Consider the following 25841-nt stretch of genomic DNA (forward strand, 5'->3'; position numbering starts at 1 on the left):
AAACAGCAACAACGCAGATCAATCCGAACCCAGGAGATCGCCGATGACCGAACCACAATCACCGCTCGTCCAGCGAAGACCGGTGTGGCAGCAAAGACTGCTCGACCGGATCCAGGACTTGTCCGACGACCGCGCCCGGCTCCTGCGCGAGGGCTACGACACGCCGCCCGGGGCGGGGGAGTTGTCCATGCTGGCATGGCGCACTCAGCTGCTGCAGCTGGCGGCTGACCGCAGCGAGATCGAAGCCCGCGCGTTCGCGATCGGCATCCCGCCCGCCGAAGTTGGCGCCGCCCGAGCGGCGGGAAGCCGCGGACGCCGAGCCGACCTCAACCCCGAGCCCGGCGCCGATGCGCTGCGCGAGCACATGATGGGCTGGGTGGCCAGCGACGTATGGCAGATCCAGCACATGGCCGGGATCGACGTCGCCCACCGGATGCGGGCGGTCACCGACGCACCCCGGTTCGAGCCCGAACCGTGGATGGTCGCTCAGTTCGAGCGCAACCTGAGCGCGTTGTGGATCCGGGCCGGCAACGTCGCCGACGCGATCGGCCTCACCGTCGACGAATCCGCCGGAATGTGGGCGCGGACCGGCAGGGACTGGCAGCGAATCCTCGACGCCACGACACATACCTACGACAACGAAGCAGTCGAGGAACGCTGGCGCGTCTACGCCCGCCCAGGCATCGAAACCAGCGTGATACGCGATGCCACGGCCATCACCCTGCGCCTGGACGTCGCCCTGTTCGAACAACCCGTGCGCATCCCCACGCCGCACGCCATGAAAACCGCCGCCGCAGCGGCATTCCTGTCCAGACCGGCGACCGGTACCGACACCGTCGCCAATGCGGTCGACCGCGCTCTGCCCACCGAGGCCGACCACACCCACTGGAACACACCCACACCCACCGGCCCACCACCGCATTCCAGCCACAACCTCGACGCCGGAACCCAGCTATGACCAGCACCAGACCCATCCGAACCCGCTGACACGCAGCGTAATTTCCCGCCAAGAGGTATCGACCATGACCGAACCTGACCCCGCAGTATCGATCGAACAGTGGCAGGCGAAGTTGCTGGCCCGCATCGACCGCCTCGCGCGCGAGCACGCGACGGTGCAGGCACGCGGCTTCGGCGGCTACGCCGGCACCGACGGCACGCCCGAACAAGAGTGGCGCTCGCATCTGGACGCGTTGGAAGCCGAACGCGAAACCACCGAGCAACTGGCCATCGAGCTCGGCATCCCGCCCCAATGGGTCGACCGCGCCCGAACCAACGGTGTCGAAGCAGCCGAACTCCCCACGCCCACAACCGAAATTGCGCAGGCTGTCGCGCCTCCGAGCCCAGCAGCCGGGATACCCGAGGCCTCCGCGTCGGCGTCGAAGCAGTTGTTCATCGATATGGCTGTCGTCGATGTGTGGCATGTGCATCGGATGGCACTGCTGTCAGCGGCGCGCGATGCCCGCCTCAGCGCCGGCCGTTTGGGGTTAGGCGCCGACCCGGTCGCCGATATGCAGTTCCACCGCACCATGAATCTGCACCATCAGCGCGCGACCGGGCTGTCCGACGCCGCGCAACTGTCGGCGCCCGAGGTCGACGCCCTATGGAACAGCCCGCAAGTCCATACCGCCCGCCAGCAGGCCGCCGCGCAGATCAACCGATGGGACGACCTGCAACTGGAATTCGAATGGCGCCGCTACACCCGACCCACAACGGACCCAGCGTTGCCGCCCTACATCCCCGTCGACCCGGACACCGGAGCCCCGACCACCCACGCACAGGCACGCCCACCCGACCCCGACGAATTGATCGCGCGCGCCGCCGCCGCGCTCGGTATCGACCCCGAGCGCACCGACCGGCTCCCGATCCACCACGCAACCGCCATCGATATCGCTCTGCCCGAAGCCACCGCCCGTGACTGGGCCCCCGACCCCGCCACCGCACCACCGCCAACCTCCACACGACCCGACCTCGGACCCGAACCCTGACCGCCGCACCGCCAACTCCCGGTGATGGCGCTGGCGCCGCCCTCACTTCAAACCCGATTCCACCCCGATACCGCGAGGACATCCCGTCACGCCACGACCACCGGTCGCGGCCCGCTTCACCAGAAGGCGGAACACGATGTCCGAAAACACATTCCCACCATCGAATCCTCACGGCGTCAACGCCGCCCCCGCAGCGAGCCCACCTCTCTCCGGAGCAGCGGCCTCTCCTCCGGTACCCGCGACAGCGTTTCGATCCCGCACCGTAGCCAGCCCGCTGGCCGTCCGGTTCGGCCCAGACGACCCCGACGCGGTGCGCGCGACCGCACTGCGCGCCGTGCAGGACTCGATGAAGCGCTACATCGACTGGCAACAGCACCCGGCCCCCGACACCACCACCGCGGGTTCCGGCGAGTGGCGGCTGACCGCGATCAACGGCATCGAAGACGACCTACGCCGCGCCTACCTCGACGCCGTCCACGGCGGGGTGCCGATCAGCGACATCGACACCGCCCACGACCTCGGACTGGCCGGTGTCGGGTGGGACCAGCAACCGGCTCACCCGCTGCTGGGACGGCTCGAACATCTCGCCCACGCACTCACCCTCGCTGAGGCCCGCGCCGGCACCGACCGTACCCGGATACGCGACCTCGAACACGAACTCGCCCAAGCCAACGCGCGCATCGAAGCCCTGTCCGAAGACCTCGCACACGCGCGCAACACCATCGCCAAGCAGACCGAGGAACTGGTCGACGCCGAATGGCTGACCGGCGACCGACACCACAACACCCAACCAGGCCCGCAACCCGCCCGCGCACTCGCCCGCATGAACACCGAACTGGCGCTGGCCAACGAGATCGACGCCCTGCAACGCGGACCGGCGACCGACACCAGCGGCGGGATCAATACAGCGATCGACAACGCACTGCCCAGCCACCCCGACTACTGGCCCGAAACCACCGACCCCGACACCGGGCCACCGCCAGCCACGTCGGATCACGGGCCGGAGGTAGAGCTGTGACCACTCTGGACGAGCCGCTGGGGTTCACCAACCCCGACTACTACCACGACGCTGCCTCGCACACCGAGAGGCAGCTGCGCGCCGACTTCGCCCGCTACTACCAGCTGCGCGAGATCGCGCCCTCCGCCGCCACTGCCGAGGCACGAGCCGAATTCAACTCCCGCGCTGATGAGTTGGCGATCCGTTGGGCGCGGCACGAGTCCGAACACTGGCGCGGCACCTGGGCGGGACTGCAACGAGTCGTGGCCGGATGGCGAACCCAACCGGAGATCGCGCGCCGCAACTACGACCAAATCGCGCGCGCCCGCGCTACCGGCGAGGTAGCGATCGACGACGACATCTGGCGCACCCTGCAACAAGCCCGCCTGATCACTGGGCACGGCACCGGCACGATCACCGGCTCCACCCAAGACGCCGCCCGCCGCTACCCCTACCTGCAACCCAACATGGGCGCCACCGCGGCGCCGACGACGCGAGCGGACAACGAGATCGATCGCCGCAGCGCGGTCGAACGCACGCTGGGCGCACCCAGAAATCCGGCAGTCGCGTTGCCGAGCCTCGCGAAGGTCGACGCGGTCATCGCCGACACCGACGAACTGCTCGAGACCGAGGAAACAGCAGCCGATCTCGACGACGGCCGCGATGCACGAAAAATGCTGCTGCCCCGGGCAGTTCGCGATGCACCGATCTCGGCCGACTACAGCGACACCGAAACATGGCAACGCCGCCACGCCGATGCCCTGCGAGAAGTGCAGGATCTCGCGGCCGAGCACAGCACCGTCGCCGACGGGCTCAACGGAATCGACGACCAAGCCCGTATCGCCCGGCTCGACCGATTGCGGGCCGGGCTGAGCGCCGCGCGACGCGACGCTCTCGCCGTCGGACTCACCGACGACCAGGTACACACCGCATACACCACCGGCCGCGACGGAACCTACTGGGCCACACAACCATCCGATCCCCATTTGGGACGTATCGCCCAACTCCTCGAACACCGCGACACCGCCCGCGCCGCCGCCGACTCCTACCGAACCCAGCTCACCGGAACAATTGCCGCCCAGCCAGATCCCAGCCTCACCACGACAGAAACGGCCATGCCGGTCACTCACAGCACTTCCGACGTAAGGACAGGTGCTGCGACCAGCAGTGCGGTCGACACCGCACTTCCCGACCCCCAGTCCGGCGAATGGGCCCCCGCCGCTTCCGAGGCGGCCGCGAAAGAGATTGTTGCCCAAGCTGATCGCGAGGTGAGCTTGTGAATCACCTCGGCCACGGTTATGCACAGGCATTCACAACGTTATCCCCAGTCTGGGTGAGGGCAGTGTGATGGCGCGGCAGACGCGGCGCCGCACCACCGGAGGATTGGCCGAGGAAACCTGGCTGCTGCTCATAGCCCTCGGTCTCATTGGGTTGGCGCTGCTCGCATGGGCGGCCCTGTCGGCCGGAAGCTGGTGCGCCGGACTGCCTGTCACCGCCCACCCAGTCGCCGCGCTACTGCAGGTGATGGCCGGCCGGCATCGCTGGCCGTGGCAATCCAGCGTAGTCATGGCGATAGCGCTGGCGGCCATCGGCGCGTTCGCGACCGTATCTCGCAGGCGGTGGGCATCGGTGCGGCGCAGCGACATCGACCGCGCGGCACGCACGATGGTGTCCCCGCGCCAGATCTCCGCGGCGCGACAGCAGGACAACACCAGCGCCGCCGAACGGCTGCTCAAAGACGCACCAGCCCACATCCAGGCGCTGCCGGGGCCGCCGCTGGGCCGCACCGTCGTCGGCGGGATCGAGTTGTTCGTGCCGGCCGAGATGGGCGTGTTCATCGCGGCCGGGCAGCGCACCGGCAAAACGATGGCGTGGGCGATCCCGGCCGTGCTGAGCGCGTGGGGGCCGGTCCTGGCGACCTCCAACAAACCAGACCTTTACCGGCACACCGTGTTCGGTTGCGAACAGCGTGGACGCGTGTGGCTGTGTGACCTGCAAGCCGTGACCGGGCAGCCGGTGTGCGGGTTCTGGGTCGACCTACTCGACCGCGTCCGAACATTGGCTGCCGCACGAAAGTTGGCCTCATTCTTCGTTTCCGGGGCGTCGGGGTCGGCGTCAGAACGCGCGAACGCTCGTGTCGACTCCTACTTCGACGGCGGCGCTCAAGAACTGCTGGCCTTGTACCTTCTGGCCGCCGCGTGTGTCGACGGCGACCTGCTCCACGTCGCCGAATGGCTGTCCAGCGATCAAGACCAGACACCCATCCTGATCCTGCGCCACCACCATCACGCCCGCGCGGCACAACGCATCTCGGACGCCCAAGGCTTGTATGCGCGCCAACGCGATGGCCTGTACGACATGGCGCGCAGGTTTTTGAACGTGCTCTCCGACGAAGGCTACGCCACCATGATCACCCCACCTGCTCGCAGACGCATCAGCGTCTACGAAACCAGCGACGCGATCGTCATCGACACCTCGCTGGCTCCGACGACGCACGACCTGCCCGAATTCAAACCCGCGAACTTCGTCACCAGCAACGACACCCTGTTCGCGTTATCGATGACCGGACCGGACTCCGCCGCCGCCCTCACCGCCGCCCTCGTCGGCCAAATCCTGGAATCAGCGCTGACCTTCGCCCGCGCACGCCCCGACGGCCGCCTCGCCGTGCCGCTGCTGGCGGTGCTCGACGAAGCGGCCAACTGCGCGCTCATCGACGCACTGCCCAGCTACTACACCTACGCCGCCGGATGCGGGGTCATCCTGCTGACCATCGTGCAAGTACTCGAACAAGCCGAAGACCTCTGGGGCGCAAACGGTCTGACCGTCATCCGCGCACAATCCATCGAAATCTACGGCGGCAACATCGCCACCCCCGCCTACCTCGAACAGTGGACGCGACTCGTTGACGACCACGACGTTGCCGACCACTCCCGCTCGACCGGGCCCGGTGGCACCAACCGCAGCACGAGCTGGCGCGCCGAACCCATCCTCAACGTCGCCAAACTCGCACGCCTACCCAAAGACCGAGCCCTGGTCCGCCTCCCCGGCCACGAACCGATCCTGATCGAAAAACAGTTCTGGTGGAACAACCCCACCCTTGAACCACTCGTCACCCGCTCCCTGGCCCGCTACACCAACGCACCCACACAACCCGCGCGGCCGGAAAACGCTGGTGGCGCAGAAGAAGTCGAACTATGACCACACCAGCGACACCTGCAGCCTCACGGCACCCACGCAAGGCACCGGCTCCCGCCTATTCGGACTTCGTCACCTTCGCCGAGCAATGGTTGTTCCCATTCATCACCGTCCGCCTCGCCGAAGCCAACCGCGAACACACCTGGACCTGGTGCTGCCAATGGTGGCGTCACCGCGCAGTGAGCGTGCGCATTGCTCACCTGCACCGAGCCTTCGAAGCCATGCGCGCCGACAAGAACGCTGCCGGCCTGTCGACCCTCCTGCTGCATCACCTCGACCCCCACTTCCACGTCATCCTCGACGCCGCCAACGGCCCGCTGCACCGATGCACCCGCACCAAACACATTGGGCTGCCGTCACTGACCTACGACCTCGTGCCTCCGGGATGGTTCGCCCCCACAAGCAAATCCGACACCGAGTCCAGTGCCAGAAAGCCGTTCCGGTTCGGCCACTACGCCGACTTCGTGGAGCAATGGCTGCTGCCGGTCACCGCCGTCCGCATCGCCGCCAACCACCGCGAAGACCAATACACATGGTGTCGGCGATGGTGGGACCACCGCAGCGTCGCCGTACGCTTCGCCGCCCTACACGTAGTGTTCGAAGCCGCTCGCATCGCTGAGGATGGCTCTGCCATGTCGACACTGTTCGTCTCACACATCGACCCACACTTCCGGTACATCCTCGACGCCGCCAACGGACCGCTGCATCGCTGCACCCCCGACCACCACACACCCGAAACCGGACTACCCACAGCCGACGTTGCCACCAACTGGTTCACCCCACCCGGAAACTCCACCCCTGTGGAAGAACTCGGATTCGGTCCAGACTTTCGGCACCGCAGACAACAGCAGTGAATGGTTGGCACTGCTCTGGTTCCTGGTGTAACGCTGGTGCTCGAGTTCGGCCTCGACGAGTGGGAGCCGTAACCGCGCCGGCGGAAAGCCCAACGGCTCCGTCGGATCCAAGCCGCGATAGGACCAGGCGGGGCGTTCCAGGTGCAACAGAATGAGTCTCGTTGTTGTCACGCTGCCGTTGGGAACTGCGCGAGATCGAACTCGCCATTCCGGACACCGCTCATAAACGCGTCGAACTCATCGCAGTCGAAGTGCAGAGCGACACCGGCGTTCCAGGAATGAGGAGCCTCGTGAGCAGTGAACGTGTACCGCCCCGCCGGAGACTGCTGGATGCTTATGCACTGCCCATCGGTGCGTCCAGCGCGGAGCGCTTCCTGAAATGCATCGAACTGCTCGTCCGAGACGACCAGCGTCTGATCCGAGGGAAGCGGTGCGCCTCGATCGGTCTCGGGCGTTGCGAGTTTATCGTCCCAGACTACGGTCCAGCCATTCTTCCGGCCTATCCGCACGCATGAGTTCCCACCCGCGCTGCGCGCTGCTTTGACACAGTCGCGGGCGGTGAAGATGGGGAGCATTTCGGTTCCTCTCGTTATAACTCTGTTCAGCCTGTATAGCCTCAATCGTCGCGAATCTGGCGATTACGGTCGTCGTCCGACTGCGGCGAAATTGCATGGGCGCGCGGGATCGTCCTGGTATACAGGACCGTCTGGCTGCCAGTCCGTGGCGTAGGTGACACCTGGAGGGGATATCACGGTGAAGCCGTCGAAGAATCTGGTGAAGGTTGCACGGTCTCGCAGGTGGACCGGATCCGATGTGGCTTGGTAGAGAGCTGCCGCGGCGGCGACTTGTTTCTTGGTGTCTTCGTCGGCGTCTTCGAGGGAGACGTGGGTGGCGGCGAAGTAGCTTCCGCGTGGGAGTCGGTCTCGGATATCGGCGACCAGCCGGTGAGGGTCGCTGGCGTCGGGAACGAAGGGGAGAACGGAGACGATCAGCAGGCCAACGGGCTCGTCGGTATCGAGTAGCCGGCGTGAGTCCGGGTGGTCGATGATGCTGGCGGGGTCGCTCAAATCGCCTTCGACGATCGCCGTCTTTTCCAGGGAGTTCTCTCGCCGCAGAAGTTGGTGTGCGCGCGCGACTGCATCGAGGTCTTTGTCGACATAGACCACGCGAGCGTCTGGAGCGATGCTTCGTGCGACTTCGTGTGTGTTGCCGCCGGTCGGTAAGCCTGAGCCGATATCGAGGAACTGGCGTATGCCTTTTGCGGCCATGAACCTGACGGCTCGGGCGAGAAAGGCACGGTTGTGCAGTGCCCAGGTGTGCAGGAACGGCAGTTCGTCGTACACCTTGTCGGCGAAGATCTGGTCGTTGCGGTAGACCGGCTCACCGGTGAGGTAGTAGTGGTACAGACGCGCCGATGTCGGTGTGCCTGTGTCGACTTCCCTGGCCCGAAAGTCGTACTCGGCCATGGGTTCCCCTTCGTAGATGGTGTTATGAAGTTCGGAGTTGGACGGTTCGTGCGATGTGGTCGATGAACTCTCGCGAGTCCTCGCTGCTGAGTGCCGCGGCGCTGAGTCGGGCGAACAAGGCTTCGCGGGCGCCGACCGGCGGTTTGTCGAGTATGTAGCGGATTTCCCCGAGAGCTTCTACGACCGCGAGTTCGAGGTCGCCGGCCGCGCCGGGTGAAGGGACGCGGATGAGGGTGAAGCGATCCTCCATCCCGCCGCCGTCGACAGGGGTGTTGAACGGCAAGATCTGGATCAGGATGTTGGGGCGCTGGGACAGATCGATCAGGTGATGGAGCTGGTCGATCATCACGTGGCCCTTGGGGTCACCGTGGCGGCGCCGCAAGCAGGATTCGGAGAGCACGGCGTGGAACTCCGGGGCCTCGGCCTTCACGAGGTTTCGCTGGCGCTCGAGCCGTGCTTGCACCCAGTCTTCAACGGTGATGCCGGTCTGGGCGTCAGACATGTTCGCATGTAGTGCTCGGACATAGGACTCGCTTTGCAGCAGGCCCGGGATGATCTCGGATTCTGTGATCCGGAGCCGGTTTGCCTGTTCTTCGAGGTCCACGAGGAGTCGAAGCTCCTCCCAGTAGACCCGGCGATGTCCGGTCGTCCAGAAGCCGCGTCGATATTTGTCTCGCCGCAGCTCGAGCAGGCTCTGGATGTAGTGCTCGTCGGAGAATCCCAGCTGCTTCGCCAGCAGCTGGAGGTCACCGGCCGAGATGCGACCTGTACCGGCGATCAGGCTGTTGATACGGGATTGGCCGACCTCGATGATCTGTCCCGCCTCGGCTTGGCTCTTGCCGGAGGCGCGAATCATGTAGTTGATCTCGCGTCCGAGTAGAAGTCCCCGGGCGGTCCGCGTTGCCATAGGTACTACCGTAGCCGCAGTTTCGATACTCCCGATTCGGTTCCTGAATTCTGATTATCAGTTTATGGTTATCGGAACAGCGACACCGCCGCCCGCGCGGCAACGAGGGCGGACTCGAGGGAGGTGGTGACGATCGACGGCAAGGAGATCCGCGCAGCACGCACCCGGCGTGGCTGGTCTCAAGCCCAGTTGATCGCCGCCCTGCGTGCCCACGCGAGCCAGCAGGGAATCGCTCTCATGTCGCCCCACAGCCTCCGAACCGCATTGTCGCGCTGGGAAAATGGCCGGCACATGCCGGATAATCTGTATGCCCGACTGCTGCGGCAAGTGCTCGGGATGCCAACCGCCACCGTCGATCTCGCCCGTGGCGGCACTCTGTTCGAGGTGCTGCTGAACCACACCAACAGCCTGCGCATGCTCGATCGACGCTTCGGCGCTCCCGCGGCCCGTCTCCAAACGGCTGCGCACGTCACCGCACTGGATGCGATGTGGCACAGCAGCAAAGGAGCGGATCGATCGGTGATCGCTCGTGCACAGGCAGATGCTGCGGCACTGGCTGCGTGGCAGGATTTCGACGTGGGCGACACAGCTGCGGCCGCGGCGCACTACAAAGAAGCGCGCACCGCTGCATTGCGCGCAGAGGATCCGATCCTGTTGGCCCACACGATCGGTGAGGAAGCGGTGATGCTCGCCGAAACAGGACAGGCCGAAAAAAGGCAGGCCGCCGCGGCGCTGGCACAGGTTTCTCAGGCGGAACGCATACCTGGACTGCCTCCGCTGCTCCGCTCGTGGCTGTCGGCCACCGGTGCACAGGTGGCGACCTATTGCCCAGGCCATGCTTCGACAGCGCGTGAGGCACTGGCGGCTGCGGAAGCCCTACTGCCGTCCAACGGCTCATGTGACGACGACGAAATGCCGTTCATCGCCCACAACGAAACGCATTTATCTCGCTGGGCTGGTCATATTCTTGCTCTGCTCGGTGATCCTGCCGCTGCAACGCTCACTCGCGATTCCATGCAGGTGATCCCCGAGGACTTCGTCAGGGCACGATGTGCCCAGCAGCTTGATCTTGCCCAGGCAGCAATCAACGCCGGCCGACGAGAAGAGGCGGTGTCGCTGCTCTCGGCCACAGCCGACCATATTGGTGACCTGGGGTCAGGACGTCTCCGCCGCCGGCACGACTCGCTCCAGCACCGAACCCGAAAGCTCCTGGCCGCCAGCTAAATTCGCTGCTGCTGCCAGCATCCCGACCGCCGTGCCCGTTCCGAGAAGTTGCCCGGTCGCCAATAACTCGGCGGTTCTACGTAACGGTACCCATACGAGCTGCCCCGCCTCCTCTGCGTCTGCCGGCGCTGCAACTTGTCGTGGCCCATAGCCGAGGAAAATGTAATGAGGTGTCTGTACCAGCCCGGGCATCGGCTCGAGTTCCGCTACGAGGGTCAGTCGCTCGACGGTGAACCCAGTCTCTTCCAATAGCTCTCGACGCGCGCACGATTCGTGTTCCTCACCCGAATCCACGATGCCGCCCGGCGACTCGTAGCCGATCGTGTCAACGATCCACCGGTGCCGTTGTAGCAGCAGAGCTCTGCCGTGATCGTCGATGGCGGTGACAATCGCGACGGGATTCAAGCGCACCGCGTGGTGATGCCGATCGACTCCATCAGGCGTCGTGATGTGGTGGCGTTCCACCGACAACCATGGCCGGCCGTCATATACCAGCTTTCCGGAGTGAACAGTGGTGCGCGGGGGGCGATCAGTCATTGCCTCACGGTACCGGCGGGCCGATTGTTTGCTGAACGGCGAAATCGTTTGCTGGTTGCTACGGGTTGCTACGTTCCCAACGCAGAGCTTTACCGCCACGCTGGACTTATGTCCTGGTTGAGAGACAAGCCGGTAGCACGAGGCGCCGCGCTTCGACGGCGCGATCAACGCAACAGGATTGTCAACGGCCGCGTCATCGTCTCCGAAATCGACCACGCCGAACCCAGCCATTCAGCCGCATCGTGCGGCGCGGTTCGTGATGAACCTGCACTGAGCCCAGCAGCCGCCCGGGAAACCGTGAACCAACAGGGGGATGTACCGCCGGAGCTGTGGACACGAGCTGCTGCCCTTTTGTCGGCGGATCTCGACGATGTCTAGCCAGTGTGCCGCTGGAGGCCAGCGGATCCGGGGGCTGAACGGCGTCAAGCAAACGGAGGCCCCCAACGGGCGCACTGTCACTCGCTACTGGGTGGCGTTGACCGATGCTGCTGGTTTCGAGTCGGCAGCGATCCGGAGGCCGGCATGACCACCGTTCGGGCGTACGGGATCGTGCGCAGCGACTTGTCCGGGGATGACACCGAGCTGGATGCCGCGCGAGTTCGAGACCTATCGGGGCGGCATGGATTCGATCTGTGCGCAGTGCGGATCGAGCATGGTGATGCCGATTTCGGGTTGTTGCTGGCGACGTTGGCGCCTTCGCACATCACTGCACTGATCGTGCCGACAGTCGCGCATTTGAGTGGGTGGCTAGATGCGGTGCGGCAGGACGCGTGCGTGTGGACGTTGCGGCCCGCGGGTTGCTGGCCGCGCTTGGATGCGCCAAGCGCGGTCGCGGAGTTCATTCCGGCGGGGTCGGCGTGAGTGCCGGGGTGCGGCTGAGACGGCCGCTGGGCGGTGGGCCGACGGGTGGCGAGGAACACCGGGGAACCGGCTCAGGGTTTGAGATCGGTTGCAGCACAGCGGAATCCGGTGTCGTCATCGCACATGAGGCGATAGGCGTCGTTGAACGCCGCCGGTCGGGCGGCTTCGAGGAGGCTGCTGAAGGACGAGCCTTTGAGCTCGAACCGGCCGGGGGCCGATTCGGTCGACAGCCATTCCCAGACGTTGCCGCAAAGATCGAACACGCCCCAGGGGCTGACCGAGGACTTGTAGCAGTCGACTGGTGTGGTCGTGCCGGGTTGGTCGAAGACTTTGCAGTTGGTTTTTGCGGGTGTGACCTGGTTGCCCCACGGCCAGGTGGCGCCGGAGGTGCCGCGCGCGGCTTTCTCCCACTGCTGCGCCGTGGGCAGTTGTTTGTGGGACCAGCGTGCGTAGGCGGTGGCGTCGTCGTGGGTCACCCATACGACAGGGTGATCAGCGATTGCGGGAGGTGGCTGGCCGTTGTCCCAGTGCCGGGGTGCTGGATGCCCGGTCGCGGTCACGAAGGTCGCGTAGGCCGCGTTGGTGACCGGGTAGGTGTCGATGTGGAATCCGGGCAGCCACACCGGTTGGTCCATAGGGCCGGACAGGTAGACCCCTTCGGGGATCCATGTCATGGAGCGACCGTCGACGGGGTGGCGGATGCGGTCGGGCTGGATCAGCTGGTCGCTATCGGGGGCCTCGCCGATCGCGTCGGCGGGCACGAGAGTAAGGAATCGCGTCAGCTCGTCGGGGTTCAGTCGGGACAGCGAGGTGTCGAGCGCGGCCTGATTGACCGGTCGCGGCTTGATGTCGGCTCCTTTGGCCTCCCAATTGGAGACCTGACGTTCGGTGACACCGAGGTGCCCGGCGAATTCGATCAAAGACATTCGCCGGGCCCCGCGCAGCGCGGCTACTTCAGCTCCCGTCCACGGCCGAACCAGGCTTTTCATCGACAGTGTCGCCCCTTCTCGATCTGTTGGGGACCGAGCCTACTGGGAGCCGGGGGCAGTGGTGGGCTAGAGCTGTTGCGGCGGAATGGATTCGTAAGCTTTCCGGAGGATCGACACCGCCTCGTGCTCGGGCCACTGGACGTCGTCGATGCAGGACACGGCGCGTACGCCGGTTGCTGCGTTGGTGGCGACGACGCCGGCGTAGTCGCCGAGCTGGGACAGCGTGACGCGCTCGGTCACCACGTCCTCGTCGAGAACCTGATTGACCAGCCGCATCGTGGTACCCGGCAGGACTTCTGCGCGGGGCCAGACCAGGTTGCCTTGCCGAGTGATGAAACCGATGTTGCTGGTTGCGATTTCGCTGATCGAGCCGTCACCGGCGGCGAATACGACGTCATCGAATCCCTGACGCTGGGCGGCTGCGCGCTGTGCGAGGGCACCGAAGAGTCCGATGTGCTTGACCCTGGGCAGATCTCGCGAGTACACGACCGATTGCAGGCGCAACGGCCCCGACAGCGCAGCCGGCGCATGGCGCATCGAAACCAGCACATGCGGGTCGGCGGTGACGCCGGGCTTGGACAGTTCGAGCGCCGGATCGTAGATGGTCACTCGGACGACTACCGGTCCATCGGCGTCGCGGATGGCGTGCCGCACGTAGGCGCGGACGCGATCGGGGTCGAGTTCGGCGTCGAAGACCGTGAGGCTGTCGCGGACCAGCCGATCGAGGTGCAGTTCGAGGCCGCGAACCGCGCCACCCTCGACCCGCATCGAGGTGAAGTGGCCGAGTCCGACCAGCGCCAGCGGCGCCAGATCCTCGACGGTGACCGGCACGCCGTTGAGTTCCATCATGCCGCCAGTGTCCCACCGGCTAACCGGTACGCAGCAGGGGCCTGGGCGCGAAGTTCGGTGAAAGTTCAGTGCAGTTCGGTGGTGATGCAGTTCCGGCTCACACCCATTGTGCCGAAGCTGAAGTGTATGAAAATCGCGGAGCGTGACGCCCGGGGGGCTGCATGACTACCCGCGCGCTCGTCCGGGGCGATGAAGTTCTACCGGATTGGCACGAGCTGTGGGCAGCGGTGCGCGGTAATCGCGGGCTGAGCACGCATCCGGTGACTGCCCTGGCCTCCTGCTTGGCGCGGACGCACCGTCTCGCACTCACCGGTGGCAGCTTGGTCACTCGCCGTCGTCTGCGGTTGATCTGCGCGATCGATGCGTGGGGGGCCGAGCATATCCGCGCCGCTGATCGGCGGGTATCGATCGGCGCCTACATCGACCAGCTGGCCGCGGCCGCGGTCGCTGCCGATGAAGCCGTTCGACACGAAGGCGCGACGGGCGATGTCCTGCACAAGGTCTTCACAGAAGCAGCCCGGTTGGCCGCAGGTTGGACCGAGATCGTCGAGACTGCGGCGCCACGTACCTACCGAGCGGGTCCTGGATGAACGGACTGCGCCTGCCCGGGCCTGGCGGAGCCCATCGAGGCCGCCGACTAGTGGATCGCCGCATTTACTTCAAAGCACTTGTGCCCCTGGCTAATTGATGAATTCGTTGATGGAGGTCTCGTGACAACAGCAACCGTGCCGCCACAGCTCGATGTCGGCGGGGAACCTCGCCCACGGCAGGGTGCGGATAATGCGCTGGCGACCGATGAGTCCTTCGCGGACTACAAGCGCCGATACGACCAGCTCTACGGCCCGACATATCTCGACAACACCTTCAAGGCAATCACGGTTCGCGCGAACCGCTTCGTCGCGCTGCTGATGGTGGGAGACGACGTCGCGGACGCTGTCGTGGAAGCCTTGCCACGGCGGCCGTTGCCCATTTTCGCGCTGCGCCAGGGAGTTCGGGTCTTGATGACTGCTCCTCCGGCGCCGGACGACGACCTGCAACGGTGTAAGTCGGTCCTGTTCGACGCACACGTGACGGTTGCCGGAGACGGAGCGGCGTTGGCGTTGCCGACGCCAGGCAACGGGACACGCTACTGGCTGGACGGCGAACCTCCGGTGGATTCCTGGTTGCCGTCCTACCGCGAAGTCGTCGACGTGATCGGCGCCAAGACTGCCCGCAGGCGCGGGTTACCGGCGGCTTCGTGGTGAGCCAACCTGCTTCGGTCGTCGGCCGCGGTATCGGCTCGCGCATTTCGACCAGATCGCAGCGGTAGCTGTCTCCTCCGAGATTCCCGCATCACTGTGCGCTGAACGGCCCATCGACACATCGGCCGACACGCACGGGTTTCTTTTTCCCTCAACACGTTTGGAGTACTTCTGTGTCCATTCCGTCAACCGGTCCCGGCCGGTGCCCGATCGAGCATGGCCCACCACCGGGGAATGCTTCGCCGATTCCGATTCCGATTGCTGGGCAGGAGTTCGCCGCGGATCCGCACGCCGTGTTCCGGTACATGCGATCGCGATACTCGCATCTGGTCCCTGTCGATGTGGGTGGTGTCGCGGCGACGCTGGTTATCGACTACCGGCTCGGGTTGGACATCCTCAACGATGAGGATCGCTATCCAACCGAGCCGGCGGCGGGATCGCCGGTGCTGGCCTGCCTGGGGCCTGGACGCGATGCCTTGCATACCCGTGGTGATGGGCGTCGGCGGCTTCGCCGCGCGATATCGGACAGTCTTACCCGGGTCGACACGCTGGCGTTGGAGGCGACGGTCGCACGCGCCGCAGTCAGGCTCGTCAACAGCTTCTGCGAGACCGGTGAGGCGGATGTGGTGGCCTGTTTCGCCATTCCTCTCGTGGCCGAGGCGCTGCATGGTGTGGTCGGGTTCGCCCCGGAGGTCGGCGGCAAGATTATCGATGCCCTGCTGGCGTTGCAGTCCGCCGATCCTGCGTCCGCCGCCGGAGGCGGTTTGATGCTGCGTGACGTGGTGGTCGACACGGTGCGGGCCAGGCGCGCGTACCGGGACGCCGATATCACCTCGTGGCTGATGGAGCATCCGGCCGGGCTGTCGGACGAAGAGATCATCGAGCAGCTGCTGCTGCTGTGCGAGTTCATCGCACCGACCTGGGCGCTGATCAGCAACGCCGTGCTGCTTGTGATGACCGATGAACGATTCGGCGGCGACGTGCTCGGCGGCGCGCTGTCGGGTCAAGACGCCATCGACGAAGTGCTGCACACGAATCCGCCGGTAGCTGTCGCGGCGCCACGGTTTCCGCGGCAGATGCAGGTCCTGGACAACATCGGCACGCTGCCCGACAACTCGCCCCTTCTGGTCGGGCTGGCGGCCTGCAACGCCGATCCCGCGGTGATGCGCGACGACCGCAGAGGCAACCGCTCGCACCTGGCATTCGGCGCCGGAGTGCACATGTGCCCCGCCGAACCGATCGCGACGTTGATAGCGCGCACAGCGTTGGACCAGCTACTGGATGCACTGCCGGATCTGGAGCTCGCCGTGCCCGCCGACCGCCTCGTGTGGGTGCATGACCCGTTCCGCCGGGCTCTGGTCTCGCTGCCCGTGCGGTTCCTGCCCTCGAAACCCTTCCCGCTTGCGTAGAGAGCGTTGATGATGCAGCAACAACCCGCGGTCGTCGGTGCCGCGTCCATCCCGATCGAAAAGGTCGGGCCTCGAATCAGCTTGCACACACCGGAATTCGCGGCCAACCCGCACGAAATCTACGACTGGATGCGAGACAACTACGGGCCGCTGGTGCCGGTGCTGCTCGCACCAGGAGTCCCGGCGACCCTGGTGATCAGCTGGCACACAGCCAGGCACATCCTCGGCGACGACGTTCGTTTCCCCGCGGACCCCCGCGCGTGGCAGGAGGGAGTGGCCGACGACTGCCCGATCAAACCGATGATGCTGTGGCGACCGAACGTGCTGCATGCGGTCGGCGCCACCCATTCTCGTCTCCGCAAGGCGATCAACGACGCCCTGGCTGGTGTCGATCCGCACAAGGTGCGCAAAGAAGTGATCCGGAGATCGGAAGCCCTGATCGACGGGTTCTGCCAACGCGGGCGCGCAGACGTCCTCAGCGACTTCGCGCATCCGATGGTGGCCGGGGTCCTCAACAATCTGATCGGCTGCTCGGACGACACCGGTGCCCAGGTGGCCGATGCGATGGCGAGGATGTTCAACGCCACCGACGACACCGAGACCGTCGAACAGGACCTGGCACGGGCACTCGGCCAAGTCGTTCGGCGCAAGCGGATCCACCCCGGCGACGACATCACCACGCGCCTGCTGGCATTCCCCACCGTCCCGAGCGAGCACATGCCGCTGTCGGACGAAGAGACCATCCATCAGCTGGTCCTGCTCTTCGGGGCAGCTATCGAACCGATGGTCAACCTGATCGCCAACTCGGTGCTTCACATGATCACCGATGACCGATTCACCTCCAGCACAACGACTGTCAGCTCGACGATCGCCGACGCGATGACCGATGTGCTGTCGTTCGACCCGCCAATGGCGAACTTCTGCTTCACCTTTCCACCCGGACCCACCGTCGTCGAAACCCAGCCAGACAAGCAGTACATCTGGTTGCCAGCGAACGAGCCCGTCATCATCAGCCTCGCTGCCTGCAACAACGATCCACGCATCCAGAAGAACCGGACGGCCAACGACTCGCACCTGGGCTGGAGCACCGGGCCGCATGCGTGTCCCAAGGATGCGCGAGACCTCGCGAAACTCATCGCCCACACCGGCATAGAGAGGCTGCTCGACGCCGTTCCTGACCTCGTTCCGGTCAATCGTGAACCGGTCTGGCGCCGGGGTCCCTTCCACCGCGCGATGGCCGAATTCCCGGTCGAGTTCCTGCCTGTCCCCCCGATGCACGCCACCACCAGGAGGCCATGATGCCCGCTGACCAATCCCTGACGGCCACTCTCGACCCCGCCGGCGTCGGCATGACGCGCGAGGAAATCGACCTTTTCGTGAACACACTCACGTTGACCGCCCCGCAGGTGTGGACGTTGTGTGACATCCTTCCGCCCGTCGACCAGCTGGACCACCGGTGGTGGGACGACTCACCCGCACAGCTGGCGGCCGTGATTCGGGCCAGAGCCCTCGAGCCGCATCACAGTGAGCGGTGGGGAGTCGATCACGACGATCTCGCCGAGGTCTGCGAAAACCTCCCTGCCCCACACGCAGTGGCGCTTGTAGACGCCATCGTTCGGGCCCGAACCGTGCCCGGGGACTACGTCGAGGCGCTGCGCGCGGTCGGGCTGCTGCGCTGACCTCCGGGGGGACTGGATCGCACCGATCCGGCGCCCCGGCTTGCCACCTTTCACATCCGCATCGAGAGCCATGGGGCTCAAAGCAATTCGGCGACACACCTACCGGCCACCAATACCGGACGTGGCGCTGGCAGCACCGCGAAGGGAATCGATATGACCACCACCGATCCCACCCCAACCACCGACAAAGCCGGCATTAGCGGCGACCCCGTCGACCGACACGTACCCGCCACCGGCGCGCTGGGTGCAGCCCTGTTCGGCACAGACCTCGCACAGCGGTCGCTGGTGCGGGAGGCCGCGGCTGCGATCGGCTACCGGCCACAGCCTGGCCTGACCTATCTCAAGAAGGCGGTACTCGGGCCTGGGCAGCTGCGGGCGGCGATTGCCGATATCGTCGGATCTGCGGTCGCAGTCGCCGCTGATGACGAGCTGCGGGGACTGATGGCCGAGGAGCTTGCCGTGCTCGCCCCACCAGGACTCACACCATTGACCGGTCACCTGGATCTGGCGATCGGCGCGATCGCCGCACTCGGCAACGGATCCGACTATCAGCAGCGAATCCTGCACGACCTCGACAGCGGTAAGGCACTCGGCCTGGCCGGCATCACCGAGGTCGGCGGCACCAACGGCGCCGATTGCCGCACCCAGGCGATCTGGGATTCGGGCACCGGGGGTCTGTGGCTGCGCACCCCGGATCTGCGGGCGTCCAAGTTCAAGCCCAACGGCAAATATCCCAGCCTCGGGCTGCCGACGGTCATGGTGGTCACCGCCCGCGTGATCGTCGACGGACGCGACGAAGGGGTGCTGCCGATCCTGCTCCGTCTGCACGATGGCACCGACTTCGCGCCCGGCGTCGAGGCGGTTTTACTTCCGGAAGGTATCTCGACACTGCCCCACTACATGTTCCGGTTCCTCGACTGCTGGGTGCCGAAAGACGCTGTGCTGGGCGGTGATTGGGCACGCATCACCGACGAAGGGCAGTTCGAATCCGACGTGCCGGTGCCCGAGCGGTTCCACCGTGCGAGCATCCCGCTGGGAGCTGGGCGACTCGACCTGGCTCGCGCCAAACTCGCCGCAGCCCGCGCCGCGGTCTGGGGGCTGCACGGTTTCGCGTCGCAACGTGGCGGTCATCAGTTCGATCCGCCCCAGCCGGGGCGGCGGATGATGGACCGGGATTCCGTTCAAGCGGATCTGGTCACGGCCGTCACCGCGCTGTACCCGGCGACGATCCTCGTCCGCAAGCTGGGCACCATGCGATCGGCTGCCGGCGCCGACGCCGTCGAGACGATGGTGTGGGCGATGATCGCGAAAGCCTCATGCACCATCACCGCCTACGAGCAGCTGCTGATGGTCCGGCTCAACACCGCCGCCCACGGCGCCACCATCAACAGCAGACTCGGCGAATGGCACGCCAACGCGCTCGGCGCCATGATCGCCGAAGGCGTCATCCAAGCCATGCAGGTCAAAGCCGGGCGCCAGCTGACGAAGACCGGGCAGCTCCGTCTGCCGGGAACTCCCGAACAGCTACCGACCCTCACCCAGGCACTGACCGAGCGAGAGCGAGTGATCGCGGCGGCGATCCGCGACGGCGATCTCACCGTCGCCGGGCCCGTGCTCGGACCGGACTCGGCCGCCATCGCCCTGACCAGCGCGGCCGCCGAACGCGCTCTCGCTACCGCACCCCTGATCGCAGCCACCGAAACCAGCGATCCCGACACCCGGCACCTGCTGACCACCATCGCTGCCGCCTACGCCGCAGACCGCATCTCCACCCACTACGGCTGGTTCAGCGCCCACCAGCAGCGGCTACAAACAGCTGTCCCGGACCCCGGCGCCCTCGCGAGCGAGTTGGTCGAGCATCGTCGCACTCTCGCCCGACGGCTCCCGGACCTGGTGGGCGCCTTCGACGTCCCCGATCTTCCCGGGTCACCGCTGTCGGGCCGCGACTATACGGCCCCCTGGCGTGAACTCAGCGGCTGGACCGAGGACAGCTTCATTCGCGCGGACGCGCCCCTGCCCAGCAGTCGAACCAATTGAGGCTCAGGAGATCCCATTGATAGACATCCGTTCCGTGCCGCCGCCGATGACGCGGCTGCCCGTCTGCATCTGCACAGACCTCGGCAACGACCCAGACGATTTGCTCGCGCTGGTCATCGCGGCCGCGGCTCTGCCGCTCCGGCTGATAGTGACCTCCGACGAATTCGGCGGCGGCGAGCGGGCGCGGCTGGCTCGGTATCTGCTCAATTTGTGCGGGCGTACCGGTGTCGTTGTCGTCGCCGGGGAAGAAATCGAGGGTGCGGAGGCTCGCTGGGTGTGTGACGGGCTGGTGCCGTCGAACTTCCCGCCGACCTCCATGCCGATTACCGGGTCGATGGTCGAGGCGGTGCGCACTGTGTTGGGTGATGGCCACCGCGCAGCATGGATCGGGCAGGGCCCGGTCACGAACCTGGCGTGGCTGTACAAATGCGCTCCGGAGCTGGCGCGGCGGCTGGTGATCACGTTGATGGGCGGCGGGCCGGCGCACCTGTATCGCGACCCGTCCCGCGCCAGCCACAACCCGCGAATGGACCCCGCGAGCGCACGTGCGATCTGGACCGCGCCGGACCTGGATCTGCGGTTGGTGACCTCGGATGTGACCTTCACCGACGCAAACGAGATCACCCGCGACAGTGAGATTTATCGGCTGCTCGCGGCCGACAACTCGCCGAAGTGGGCGCGGCTGGTGGCCGACGGGTACGACCGGTGGTTCGCGCGCAAACGGCCGGGATCCAAAGCAGCTGATCCGATGGCGGTTACCGCGGCGGCAGGGCTGCCGTTCGTGACATTCGATGCGGTCCGAGTCGCGATCGGCTCCGATGCCCGAATGCATCTGGACCCCAACGGAACTGCATTGCGCATGTCGACAGCCGCGGACTATACGGCCTTCCGCAGCTGGGTGGCGATGGTCGTGCAGCACGCCCTCGAGTCCGGAATGGGATACGAACCCTCGCTGATCGGACGGCTGCCGAGCGTTCCCGGACCGACAGCGGTAGGGGCAGCACCGATAGGCCGCCGGTCATGAGCACCAGCGAGCGCCGGTTGCATTCGAACTGCTCGTCGAACTGCCGTGCGCGTGCCCGAACAGATCAATGCCGCCGCCAGCTCGCCGAGCAGGCATCTGAGGACGCCGGATGAGCAGCCAACAAGAGGCCGAGCCTCAGGCCCCGGAGCCGATCTCCATCCATAACCCGCGCCGGGCTCAGTGCGGGCGAGTCCACGATTTCCTGCTGACCGGCGGGAAGGATTCGTACGACGTGGACCGGGAAGTCGGCGAGCAGATCATGCGCGAATGCAGCGCTTTCCAGGAGTCGGCCCGTGCTGCCCGGCTGTTCCTGGTGCGCGCCGTGCACCACCTGACGGCCGAATGCGGAATCAGTCAGTTCGTCGAGCTCGGATCGGGCTATCCGTGCTCGCCGAATCTGCATGAGGTCGCGCGCAGCACGGCGCCGACGACACGCACCTTGTACCTGGACTCGGACGCGGTGATCGCCGCGCATGGCCGCGCGTTTCTGGAGGACGAGCACAACGTATTCGTCCATGCGGACCTAACCGACACCAGCACCGTCGCGCAGCAAATCGACAAGAATATGAATCTCGCTGTGCCCGTGGCGATTTGCCTCGGATTCGTCGGCGAGTTCATCGAGGATCCGCAGGCCGTGGTCAACGCCGTTTCGGCGGTGGTGCCGGCAGGGTCTTACGTGATTTTGAGCCATGTCACCAGCGACGTCGACACCGAAGAGGTCACGCGGGCCGCGGAAATCTATCGGGATTACGGCATCGCGTTCTGGCCGCGTCCGCGTCAGGAGATCGAGGAGATTCTGTCGGGCTGTGAGCTGATCGAGCCCGGCTTGGTGGCTTCGCAAAGGTGGCGACCGGATCCGGATATCGATGCGGTACACGCCGCTGCGCTCGGCTGGGATCCGGCCTCGATAGGTGAGACCTGCCTGGCGGCGGTAGGGAAGGTCCGATGACGTGCCTTCATATCCCGCGATCGGTACCAATCCAGCGTGAACAGCGGCGGGCGAACGACATACCGACGGCCGAAGGGGAGTCGCACAGATGCATGCGCGAGGGAGCGACATTGGACAGCCCGGACGTTCTGGTGGTCGACGACGGCCGCTTGAAGGCGACGTGGCCGTTCCTGGCTGATCGTCTGCGTAATGGTCTGGTCAGCCGGGATCTCACGGTGAGGTGGGAAAGTCTGCCCGCTGGCAAGTCTTTGCGTGAGATCGAGGGGATTGCGGAGGTCCCCGCGCTGGTGCTGCTCGATGTCGAGCCCCGTGCAGAGGACATCGCGGCGATGCCGCGGCTGGAGGTCGTCGCCGGGATTACCGGGACTGGCCCTGTGGTGGCGCCACAGCTGGCTGCGCGGGGCATTCCCTATGTCGACGGGTCGCGCGGTCACGCCTATTCGCGGGCGGAGATGGCGCTCGCGTTGACGCTGTCGTCGTTGCGGCAGCTGCCGAGCTGGCATGTCAAGATGGCGGTCGAAGGCCCCGCGGCGTGGCCGCTTCCCAGCTGGCAGTTCAGCGATCACCACGGTTACGTGAGCGGCACCCTGCGCGGCAAACGCGTCGTCGTGACGGGTCTGGACCCGGTGGGAACGCACGTCGCCGACCTGTGCAGCGCGTTCGGTGCGGTGGTGTCTGTCGCCGATCCATCTGCCGAAGACATCGATTTCACTGTCTGCGATGTGCAACGGGTAGGAATCGACGAGATACCAAGGGCTGGCGACATCCTCGTGGTGGCCTCTGGCTCGCCGGAATTGCGGGTACCCGCTGGCGTGGTCAACCGCATGGCGCCGGGCTCGCTGGTGGTCACCATCGACAGTGCCGGAATCGATCTGGCCGCGCTGCGCGCCCGCGTCCTGTGCGACGAGCTGGCGTGGGCCACTGACGTGTATGAGACCACGCCGGTCGCTCTCGATGATCCGATCCTCGGCCGCGACAACGTGATTCACACACCAGACGTGGCCCGTTGCACCCGTGACGCGAACCATGGCGTCGCTGATGTTCTGGGAGAGAATGTGATTCGGGTTCTGTGTGGCGGGCAGCCGTGGCCATGGGATTGCGTTCCAGCCGCCCGGTCTTCCACGGAACCGACAGCCTCGGCTGGTTTGCCGGAGGTTGAGGCTGGCCCGTTGGCGAATATCGTCCCCGGGATCGAGGCAGGCCGATGGTAGGGGCGGCGGTTCTGGAGCGGTCTTTTCAGAGCGGTGCTGTGCGCCGCCGAGCTGCTGATGTGCCGTTCGGCGGTGGTACTGGCTCCGCGGGTTTCTTGCTCAGCAGGGTTCAAGCGCTGGTTCTGTGCGCGCTGGCCGGTGCGGAGGGCGGCCTGACCGCAGCGGAGCTGGCGGCCGTGACCGCTGGCGCCCGCACGACGCCGGTCGCGCCGGCGGTTGCGGCGCTGGAGGCTCGGAGCCTGGCCCGGGGGCACGAAAGGTTCGGGGCCGGACAGCGCGCGGCGTGGGCCTGGTCGCCGACGAGTCTCGGCCGCCGCATCGTGGAGGCGATGACGACAACTGAGGGCTGCGGTGCGGTCATCGAGGTGGAATCCGTGCGGGTGAATGCGGCTGAAGCGAGGCAACGGTGAGCGCCGACATGGCGGCTCTGCCGCGCTTGCGGCCGGAGCAGCAGATCACTCGGGACCGGCTTCTCCGCTCGGCGAGTGAGTTGTTCATGGCCGAGGGTTTTCATACGACCTCGGTCGACAGGATCGCCGCCCATGCTGGGTACAGCCGCAGTGCGGTCTTCGGGAGCTTCAGCGGCAAAGCCGAGATCGGTGCGGCCGTGCTCGATGAGATGTACGGCCACGTCACCGACCGCATGCGTCTTGTCCGGGTCACGACCGTGGAGCAGCTGGTATCCACCGTGACGACGTGGGGATATCTCGCGGTGAGCCGGCCCGGCTGGATCCGGCTGGAACTGTCACTGGCCGGGCCTTCCGCTCCTACCCGGTCGGTGCCGCTGGCGCGACTGATCTCGGCACTCGGTGGCTGGTTCACCCGCGCTGCCGAAGATATCGGCGTGCAGGCGGCCGAAGGCGAAGAAGTCGCCTATGTGCTGATGAGCACGCTGGCGGGCCTTCTCACCGCCCACCCGGATTCAACCGACATCACGACCGGCTTGGTTCGCCAACGCGTCGAGCTCGTGTTGAAGACCTTCATTCCGCATCAGCTCAACGGCGCGACGGCCACCACGGGGAGGACGCCGTAGTGATGCCGTGCTGCGTGTCGCGACATCTAGAGCGCGGCAGTAGTCGGACGACTCGGCACTGAACCGTACATCGATTGAAGGAGACCAAATCATGGATAGCGCAACGAACCTTGCGACACCGCAAAAGCCTTTCGGCGATCCCGGCCAATCCAGCGGTCCTGAAACACCGACGGTAGCCGCAGTGGCAGTGACGTCGCTGGGGATCGGGATGGTGTATGTGCGATTCGACGCCCAGCACCCGCGCGATCTGGGTACGGATCCTCGCGGTTTCACCTTCGGTTACGAAGCGCTCGCCAACGCCGAGCAATTCGGCTCGACCGTCGCTCTCGACGAGCGAATGGCCGAGTGCGACCTGTACGCGGAAGTGATTAGCGGCCACTATCTCGCAGCCGCACTCACACCCCTGTGTACGGCGGCAGTCGCGGAGCAGGTCGAATTGGTGAGTGTGGACAACTATGCGATGTTGTGACCACATCGACGGGAGCTGCCGGGCACCGACAACGTCTCAGCGTTGATGGTGGACACGGCATTCGATCTGGATATATCGACGCCGGACCTGCGCAGCACCTGTGCAGCGGCGAAGGTGTCGAGCCAGTATCTGGATCCGACCTGCGACAGTTGGCGGGGACCGATCACCTCGGCATTGGGATCGGCGCTGCTGACCGCGCGATCGCTGGGCTGGTGCTCCTGGCGGAGCCTGGATCTGGACCCGCTGGTCACCGAGTCGGCTCGCGAGACACGGTAACCGGTCGTGGCAGCGCAACAGCAACAACCTGAAGGGCGCGGACAGGTGCCGTGCCATGATTCAGGTGGGTGTTTAGTGCCTCCATTCGAGCGGCGAGGTACTCAGAGCTGCGTCGGCAATGCTGATCGCGCTGGTGGTTTTGAGTTTCGAGCGGGAGTCGTCGATCCATTCCTGCATGAGGGTGTTGCCCGCGGCCTGGTATTCCAGGGCCTGGAACAGGCATTCGAGGCGGTCGGCGTCACGGGCGCAGACTGCTTCGAGGGTGGCTTGGGCTTCGAACTCGGCGACGGTGTCTTGCAACAGCTTTCGCACCGTATCGGGCATGCGGGCGACCTGTGCGGCGGTGACGGCGTTGTGGTCGACGCTGGGCAGGAACGGTTTGCTGGTCTTGTTCAGATCGCGGGTGCGGGTCTCCTGAGAGTCGTGCCAGACCGCCATGTGCGCGGCTTTGGCCGCGTCGCCGCCTTCGAGAGCGGCGATCAGTGCCGCAAGCTGCGCGGTGCGGCAGGTGTGGTCGGCGACCGATTCCGGGTTGGTGATCTGCGCGTCGAGCCAGCCCTTGCGCGATTCGCGTTTGAGTACCCCCATCTCGAAGGCGAACGCGGCGATCTCGGCTGCGGCGTCGGGGCGCAACTGGTGTTCATCCATG

At 65.8% G+C, this 25841-nt stretch carries 28 protein-coding genes; 21 read left to right on the top strand and 7 right to left on the bottom strand.

What is annotated here, in order from left to right; all coding sequences use genetic code 11:
• Positions 1–43 precede the first annotated feature (43 nt).
• The 6 genes from C5E41_RS25870 (at position 44) to C5E41_RS25895 (ending at position 7031) form a co-directional block, all read left to right on the top strand.
• Entirely contained in the window at positions 44–958 is a 915-nt protein-coding gene (locus C5E41_RS25870; RefSeq protein WP_104379961.1) for a hypothetical protein, read from the top strand.
• Positions 959–1022: 64 nt separating this feature from the next.
• Positions 1023–1985 carry a hypothetical protein gene (locus C5E41_RS25875; RefSeq protein ID WP_104378352.1) on the top strand — a complete coding sequence of 321 codons (963 nt, stop codon included), beginning with the start codon at positions 1023–1025 and terminating at the stop codon, positions 1983–1985.
• 310 nt (positions 1986–2295) lie between these two features.
• Positions 2296–3003, top strand: a complete 708-nt coding sequence (locus tag C5E41_RS25880; RefSeq protein WP_104378353.1) for a hypothetical protein — start codon at positions 2296–2298, stop codon at positions 3001–3003.
• Complete coding sequence (locus C5E41_RS25885; protein ID WP_104378354.1) at positions 3000–4262, top strand: hypothetical protein; 1263 nt, start codon at positions 3000–3002, stop codon at positions 4260–4262. The genes C5E41_RS25880 and C5E41_RS25885 overlap by 4 nt, the downstream gene beginning before the upstream one ends.
• A gap of 67 nt (positions 4263–4329) precedes the next feature.
• Positions 4330–6180, top strand: a complete 1851-nt coding sequence (locus C5E41_RS25890) for a type IV secretory system conjugative DNA transfer family protein (RefSeq protein ID WP_104378355.1) — start codon at positions 4330–4332, stop codon at positions 6178–6180.
• Positions 6177–7031 (top strand): DUF4913 domain-containing protein, encoded by an 855-nt coding sequence (locus C5E41_RS25895; RefSeq protein WP_104378356.1) that lies wholly within the window; start codon positions 6177–6179, stop codon positions 7029–7031. The genes C5E41_RS25890 and C5E41_RS25895 overlap by 4 nt, the downstream gene beginning before the upstream one ends.
• A gap of 167 nt (positions 7032–7198) precedes the next feature.
• On the opposite strand, the gene C5E41_RS25900 is transcribed toward C5E41_RS25895, so the two are convergent.
• From C5E41_RS25900 to C5E41_RS25910, 3 genes are all read right to left on the bottom strand, one after another.
• A complete protein-coding gene (locus C5E41_RS25900; protein ID WP_104378357.1) occupies positions 7199–7606 on the bottom strand; it encodes a hypothetical protein in 408 nt (135 codons plus the stop codon).
• A gap of 63 nt (positions 7607–7669) precedes the next feature.
• Entirely contained in the window at positions 7670–8497 is an 828-nt protein-coding gene (locus tag C5E41_RS25905; protein ID WP_104378358.1) for an SAM-dependent methyltransferase, read from the bottom strand.
• A 22-nt stretch (positions 8498–8519) separates the two neighbouring features.
• Entirely contained in the window at positions 8520–9353 is an 834-nt protein-coding gene (locus C5E41_RS25910) for a helix-turn-helix domain-containing protein (protein WP_258081258.1), read from the bottom strand.
• A 177-nt stretch (positions 9354–9530) separates the two neighbouring features.
• On the opposite strand from C5E41_RS25910, the gene C5E41_RS25915 reads away from it, so the two are divergent.
• Positions 9531–10628: a helix-turn-helix domain-containing protein gene (locus C5E41_RS25915; protein ID WP_146097690.1), complete on the top strand. Its 1098-nt coding sequence runs from the start codon at positions 9531–9533 to the stop codon at positions 10626–10628.
• On the opposite strand, the gene C5E41_RS25920 is transcribed toward C5E41_RS25915, so the two are convergent.
• Positions 10560–11396 carry an NUDIX hydrolase gene (locus C5E41_RS25920; RefSeq protein ID WP_104378361.1) on the bottom strand — a complete coding sequence of 279 codons (837 nt, stop codon included), beginning with the start codon at positions 11394–11396 and terminating at the stop codon, positions 10560–10562. The two genes, C5E41_RS25915 and C5E41_RS25920, sit on opposite strands and share 69 nt — an antisense overlap.
• 291 nt (positions 11397–11687) lie before the next feature.
• On the opposite strand from C5E41_RS25920, the gene C5E41_RS25925 reads away from it, so the two are divergent.
• Positions 11688–12026, top strand: a complete 339-nt coding sequence (locus C5E41_RS25925) for a hypothetical protein (RefSeq protein WP_104378362.1) — start codon at positions 11688–11690, stop codon at positions 12024–12026.
• A 71-nt stretch (positions 12027–12097) separates the two neighbouring features.
• On the opposite strand, the gene C5E41_RS25930 is transcribed toward C5E41_RS25925, so the two are convergent.
• The gene (locus C5E41_RS25930) at positions 12098–13015 is read right to left on the bottom strand and encodes an SUMF1/EgtB/PvdO family nonheme iron enzyme (protein WP_219823249.1); all 918 of its coding nucleotides are present in this window, start codon (positions 13013–13015) and stop codon (positions 12098–12100) included.
• Between the two features lie 66 nt (positions 13016–13081).
• Complete coding sequence (locus tag C5E41_RS25935; protein ID WP_258081259.1) at positions 13082–13864, bottom strand: aminotransferase class IV family protein; 783 nt, start codon at positions 13862–13864, stop codon at positions 13082–13084.
• Between the two features lie 161 nt (positions 13865–14025).
• Here C5E41_RS25935 and C5E41_RS25940 point away from each other — a divergent pair, with 161 nt between their 5' ends.
• From C5E41_RS25940 to C5E41_RS26000, 13 genes are all read left to right on the top strand, one after another.
• Entirely contained in the window at positions 14026–14454 is a 429-nt protein-coding gene (locus C5E41_RS25940) for a hypothetical protein (protein ID WP_104379960.1), read from the top strand.
• Positions 14455–14574: 120 nt separating this feature from the next.
• Entirely contained in the window at positions 14575–15108 is a 534-nt protein-coding gene (locus tag C5E41_RS25945) for a hypothetical protein (RefSeq protein WP_146097691.1), read from the top strand.
• 338 nt (positions 15109–15446) lie between these two features.
• Positions 15447–16514 carry a cytochrome P450 gene (locus C5E41_RS25950; RefSeq protein ID WP_104379959.1) on the top strand — a complete coding sequence of 356 codons (1068 nt, stop codon included), beginning with the start codon at positions 15447–15449 and terminating at the stop codon, positions 16512–16514.
• Positions 16515–16835: 321 nt separating this feature from the next.
• On the top strand, positions 16836–17813 hold the full coding sequence (locus C5E41_RS25955) for a cytochrome P450 (protein WP_258081260.1): 978 nt from the start codon (positions 16836–16838) through the stop codon (positions 17811–17813).
• Positions 17810–18193, top strand: a complete 384-nt coding sequence (locus C5E41_RS25960) for a hypothetical protein (RefSeq protein ID WP_104378367.1) — start codon at positions 17810–17812, stop codon at positions 18191–18193. Before C5E41_RS25955 ends, C5E41_RS25960 begins: the two co-directional genes overlap by 4 nt.
• Positions 18194–18346: 153 nt before the next feature.
• A complete protein-coding gene (locus C5E41_RS25965; protein WP_104378368.1) occupies positions 18347–20230 on the top strand; it encodes a hypothetical protein in 1884 nt (627 codons plus the stop codon).
• Between the two features lie 46 nt (positions 20231–20276).
• Positions 20277–21254 (top strand): nucleoside hydrolase, encoded by a 978-nt coding sequence (locus C5E41_RS25970; protein WP_104378369.1) that lies wholly within the window; start codon positions 20277–20279, stop codon positions 21252–21254.
• Positions 21255–21363: 109 nt separating this feature from the next.
• Positions 21364–22203, top strand: a complete 840-nt coding sequence (locus C5E41_RS25975) for an SAM-dependent methyltransferase (RefSeq protein ID WP_104378370.1) — start codon at positions 21364–21366, stop codon at positions 22201–22203.
• A gap of 110 nt (positions 22204–22313) precedes the next feature.
• Positions 22314–23414, top strand: coding sequence for an NAD(P)-dependent oxidoreductase (locus C5E41_RS25980; protein WP_181063428.1), 1101 nt, complete (start codon positions 22314–22316; stop codon positions 23412–23414).
• A 95-nt stretch (positions 23415–23509) separates the two neighbouring features.
• Positions 23510–23824, top strand: coding sequence for a hypothetical protein (locus C5E41_RS25985; RefSeq protein ID WP_146097692.1), 315 nt, complete (start codon positions 23510–23512; stop codon positions 23822–23824).
• Positions 23821–24447, top strand: a complete 627-nt coding sequence (locus tag C5E41_RS25990) for a TetR/AcrR family transcriptional regulator (RefSeq protein WP_104378373.1) — start codon at positions 23821–23823, stop codon at positions 24445–24447. The genes C5E41_RS25985 and C5E41_RS25990 overlap by 4 nt, the downstream gene beginning before the upstream one ends.
• A gap of 181 nt (positions 24448–24628) precedes the next feature.
• Positions 24629–24916 (top strand): hypothetical protein, encoded by a 288-nt coding sequence (locus C5E41_RS25995; protein ID WP_146097693.1) that lies wholly within the window; start codon positions 24629–24631, stop codon positions 24914–24916.
• 45 nt (positions 24917–24961) lie between these two features.
• Entirely contained in the window at positions 24962–25192 is a 231-nt protein-coding gene (locus tag C5E41_RS26000) for a hypothetical protein (protein ID WP_104378375.1), read from the top strand.
• Positions 25193–25264: 72 nt separating this feature from the next.
• Here the strand turns inward: C5E41_RS26000 and C5E41_RS26005 are convergent, their stop codons facing one another.
• Positions 25265–25840, bottom strand: a complete 576-nt coding sequence (locus C5E41_RS26005) for an HD domain-containing protein (RefSeq protein WP_104378376.1) — start codon at positions 25838–25840, stop codon at positions 25265–25267.
• Position 25841: the final 1 nt, after the last annotated feature.

Source organism: Nocardia nova, from assembly GCF_002933465.1.
Taxonomy (GTDB): domain Bacteria; phylum Actinomycetota; class Actinomycetes; order Mycobacteriales; family Mycobacteriaceae; genus Nocardia; species Nocardia nova_B.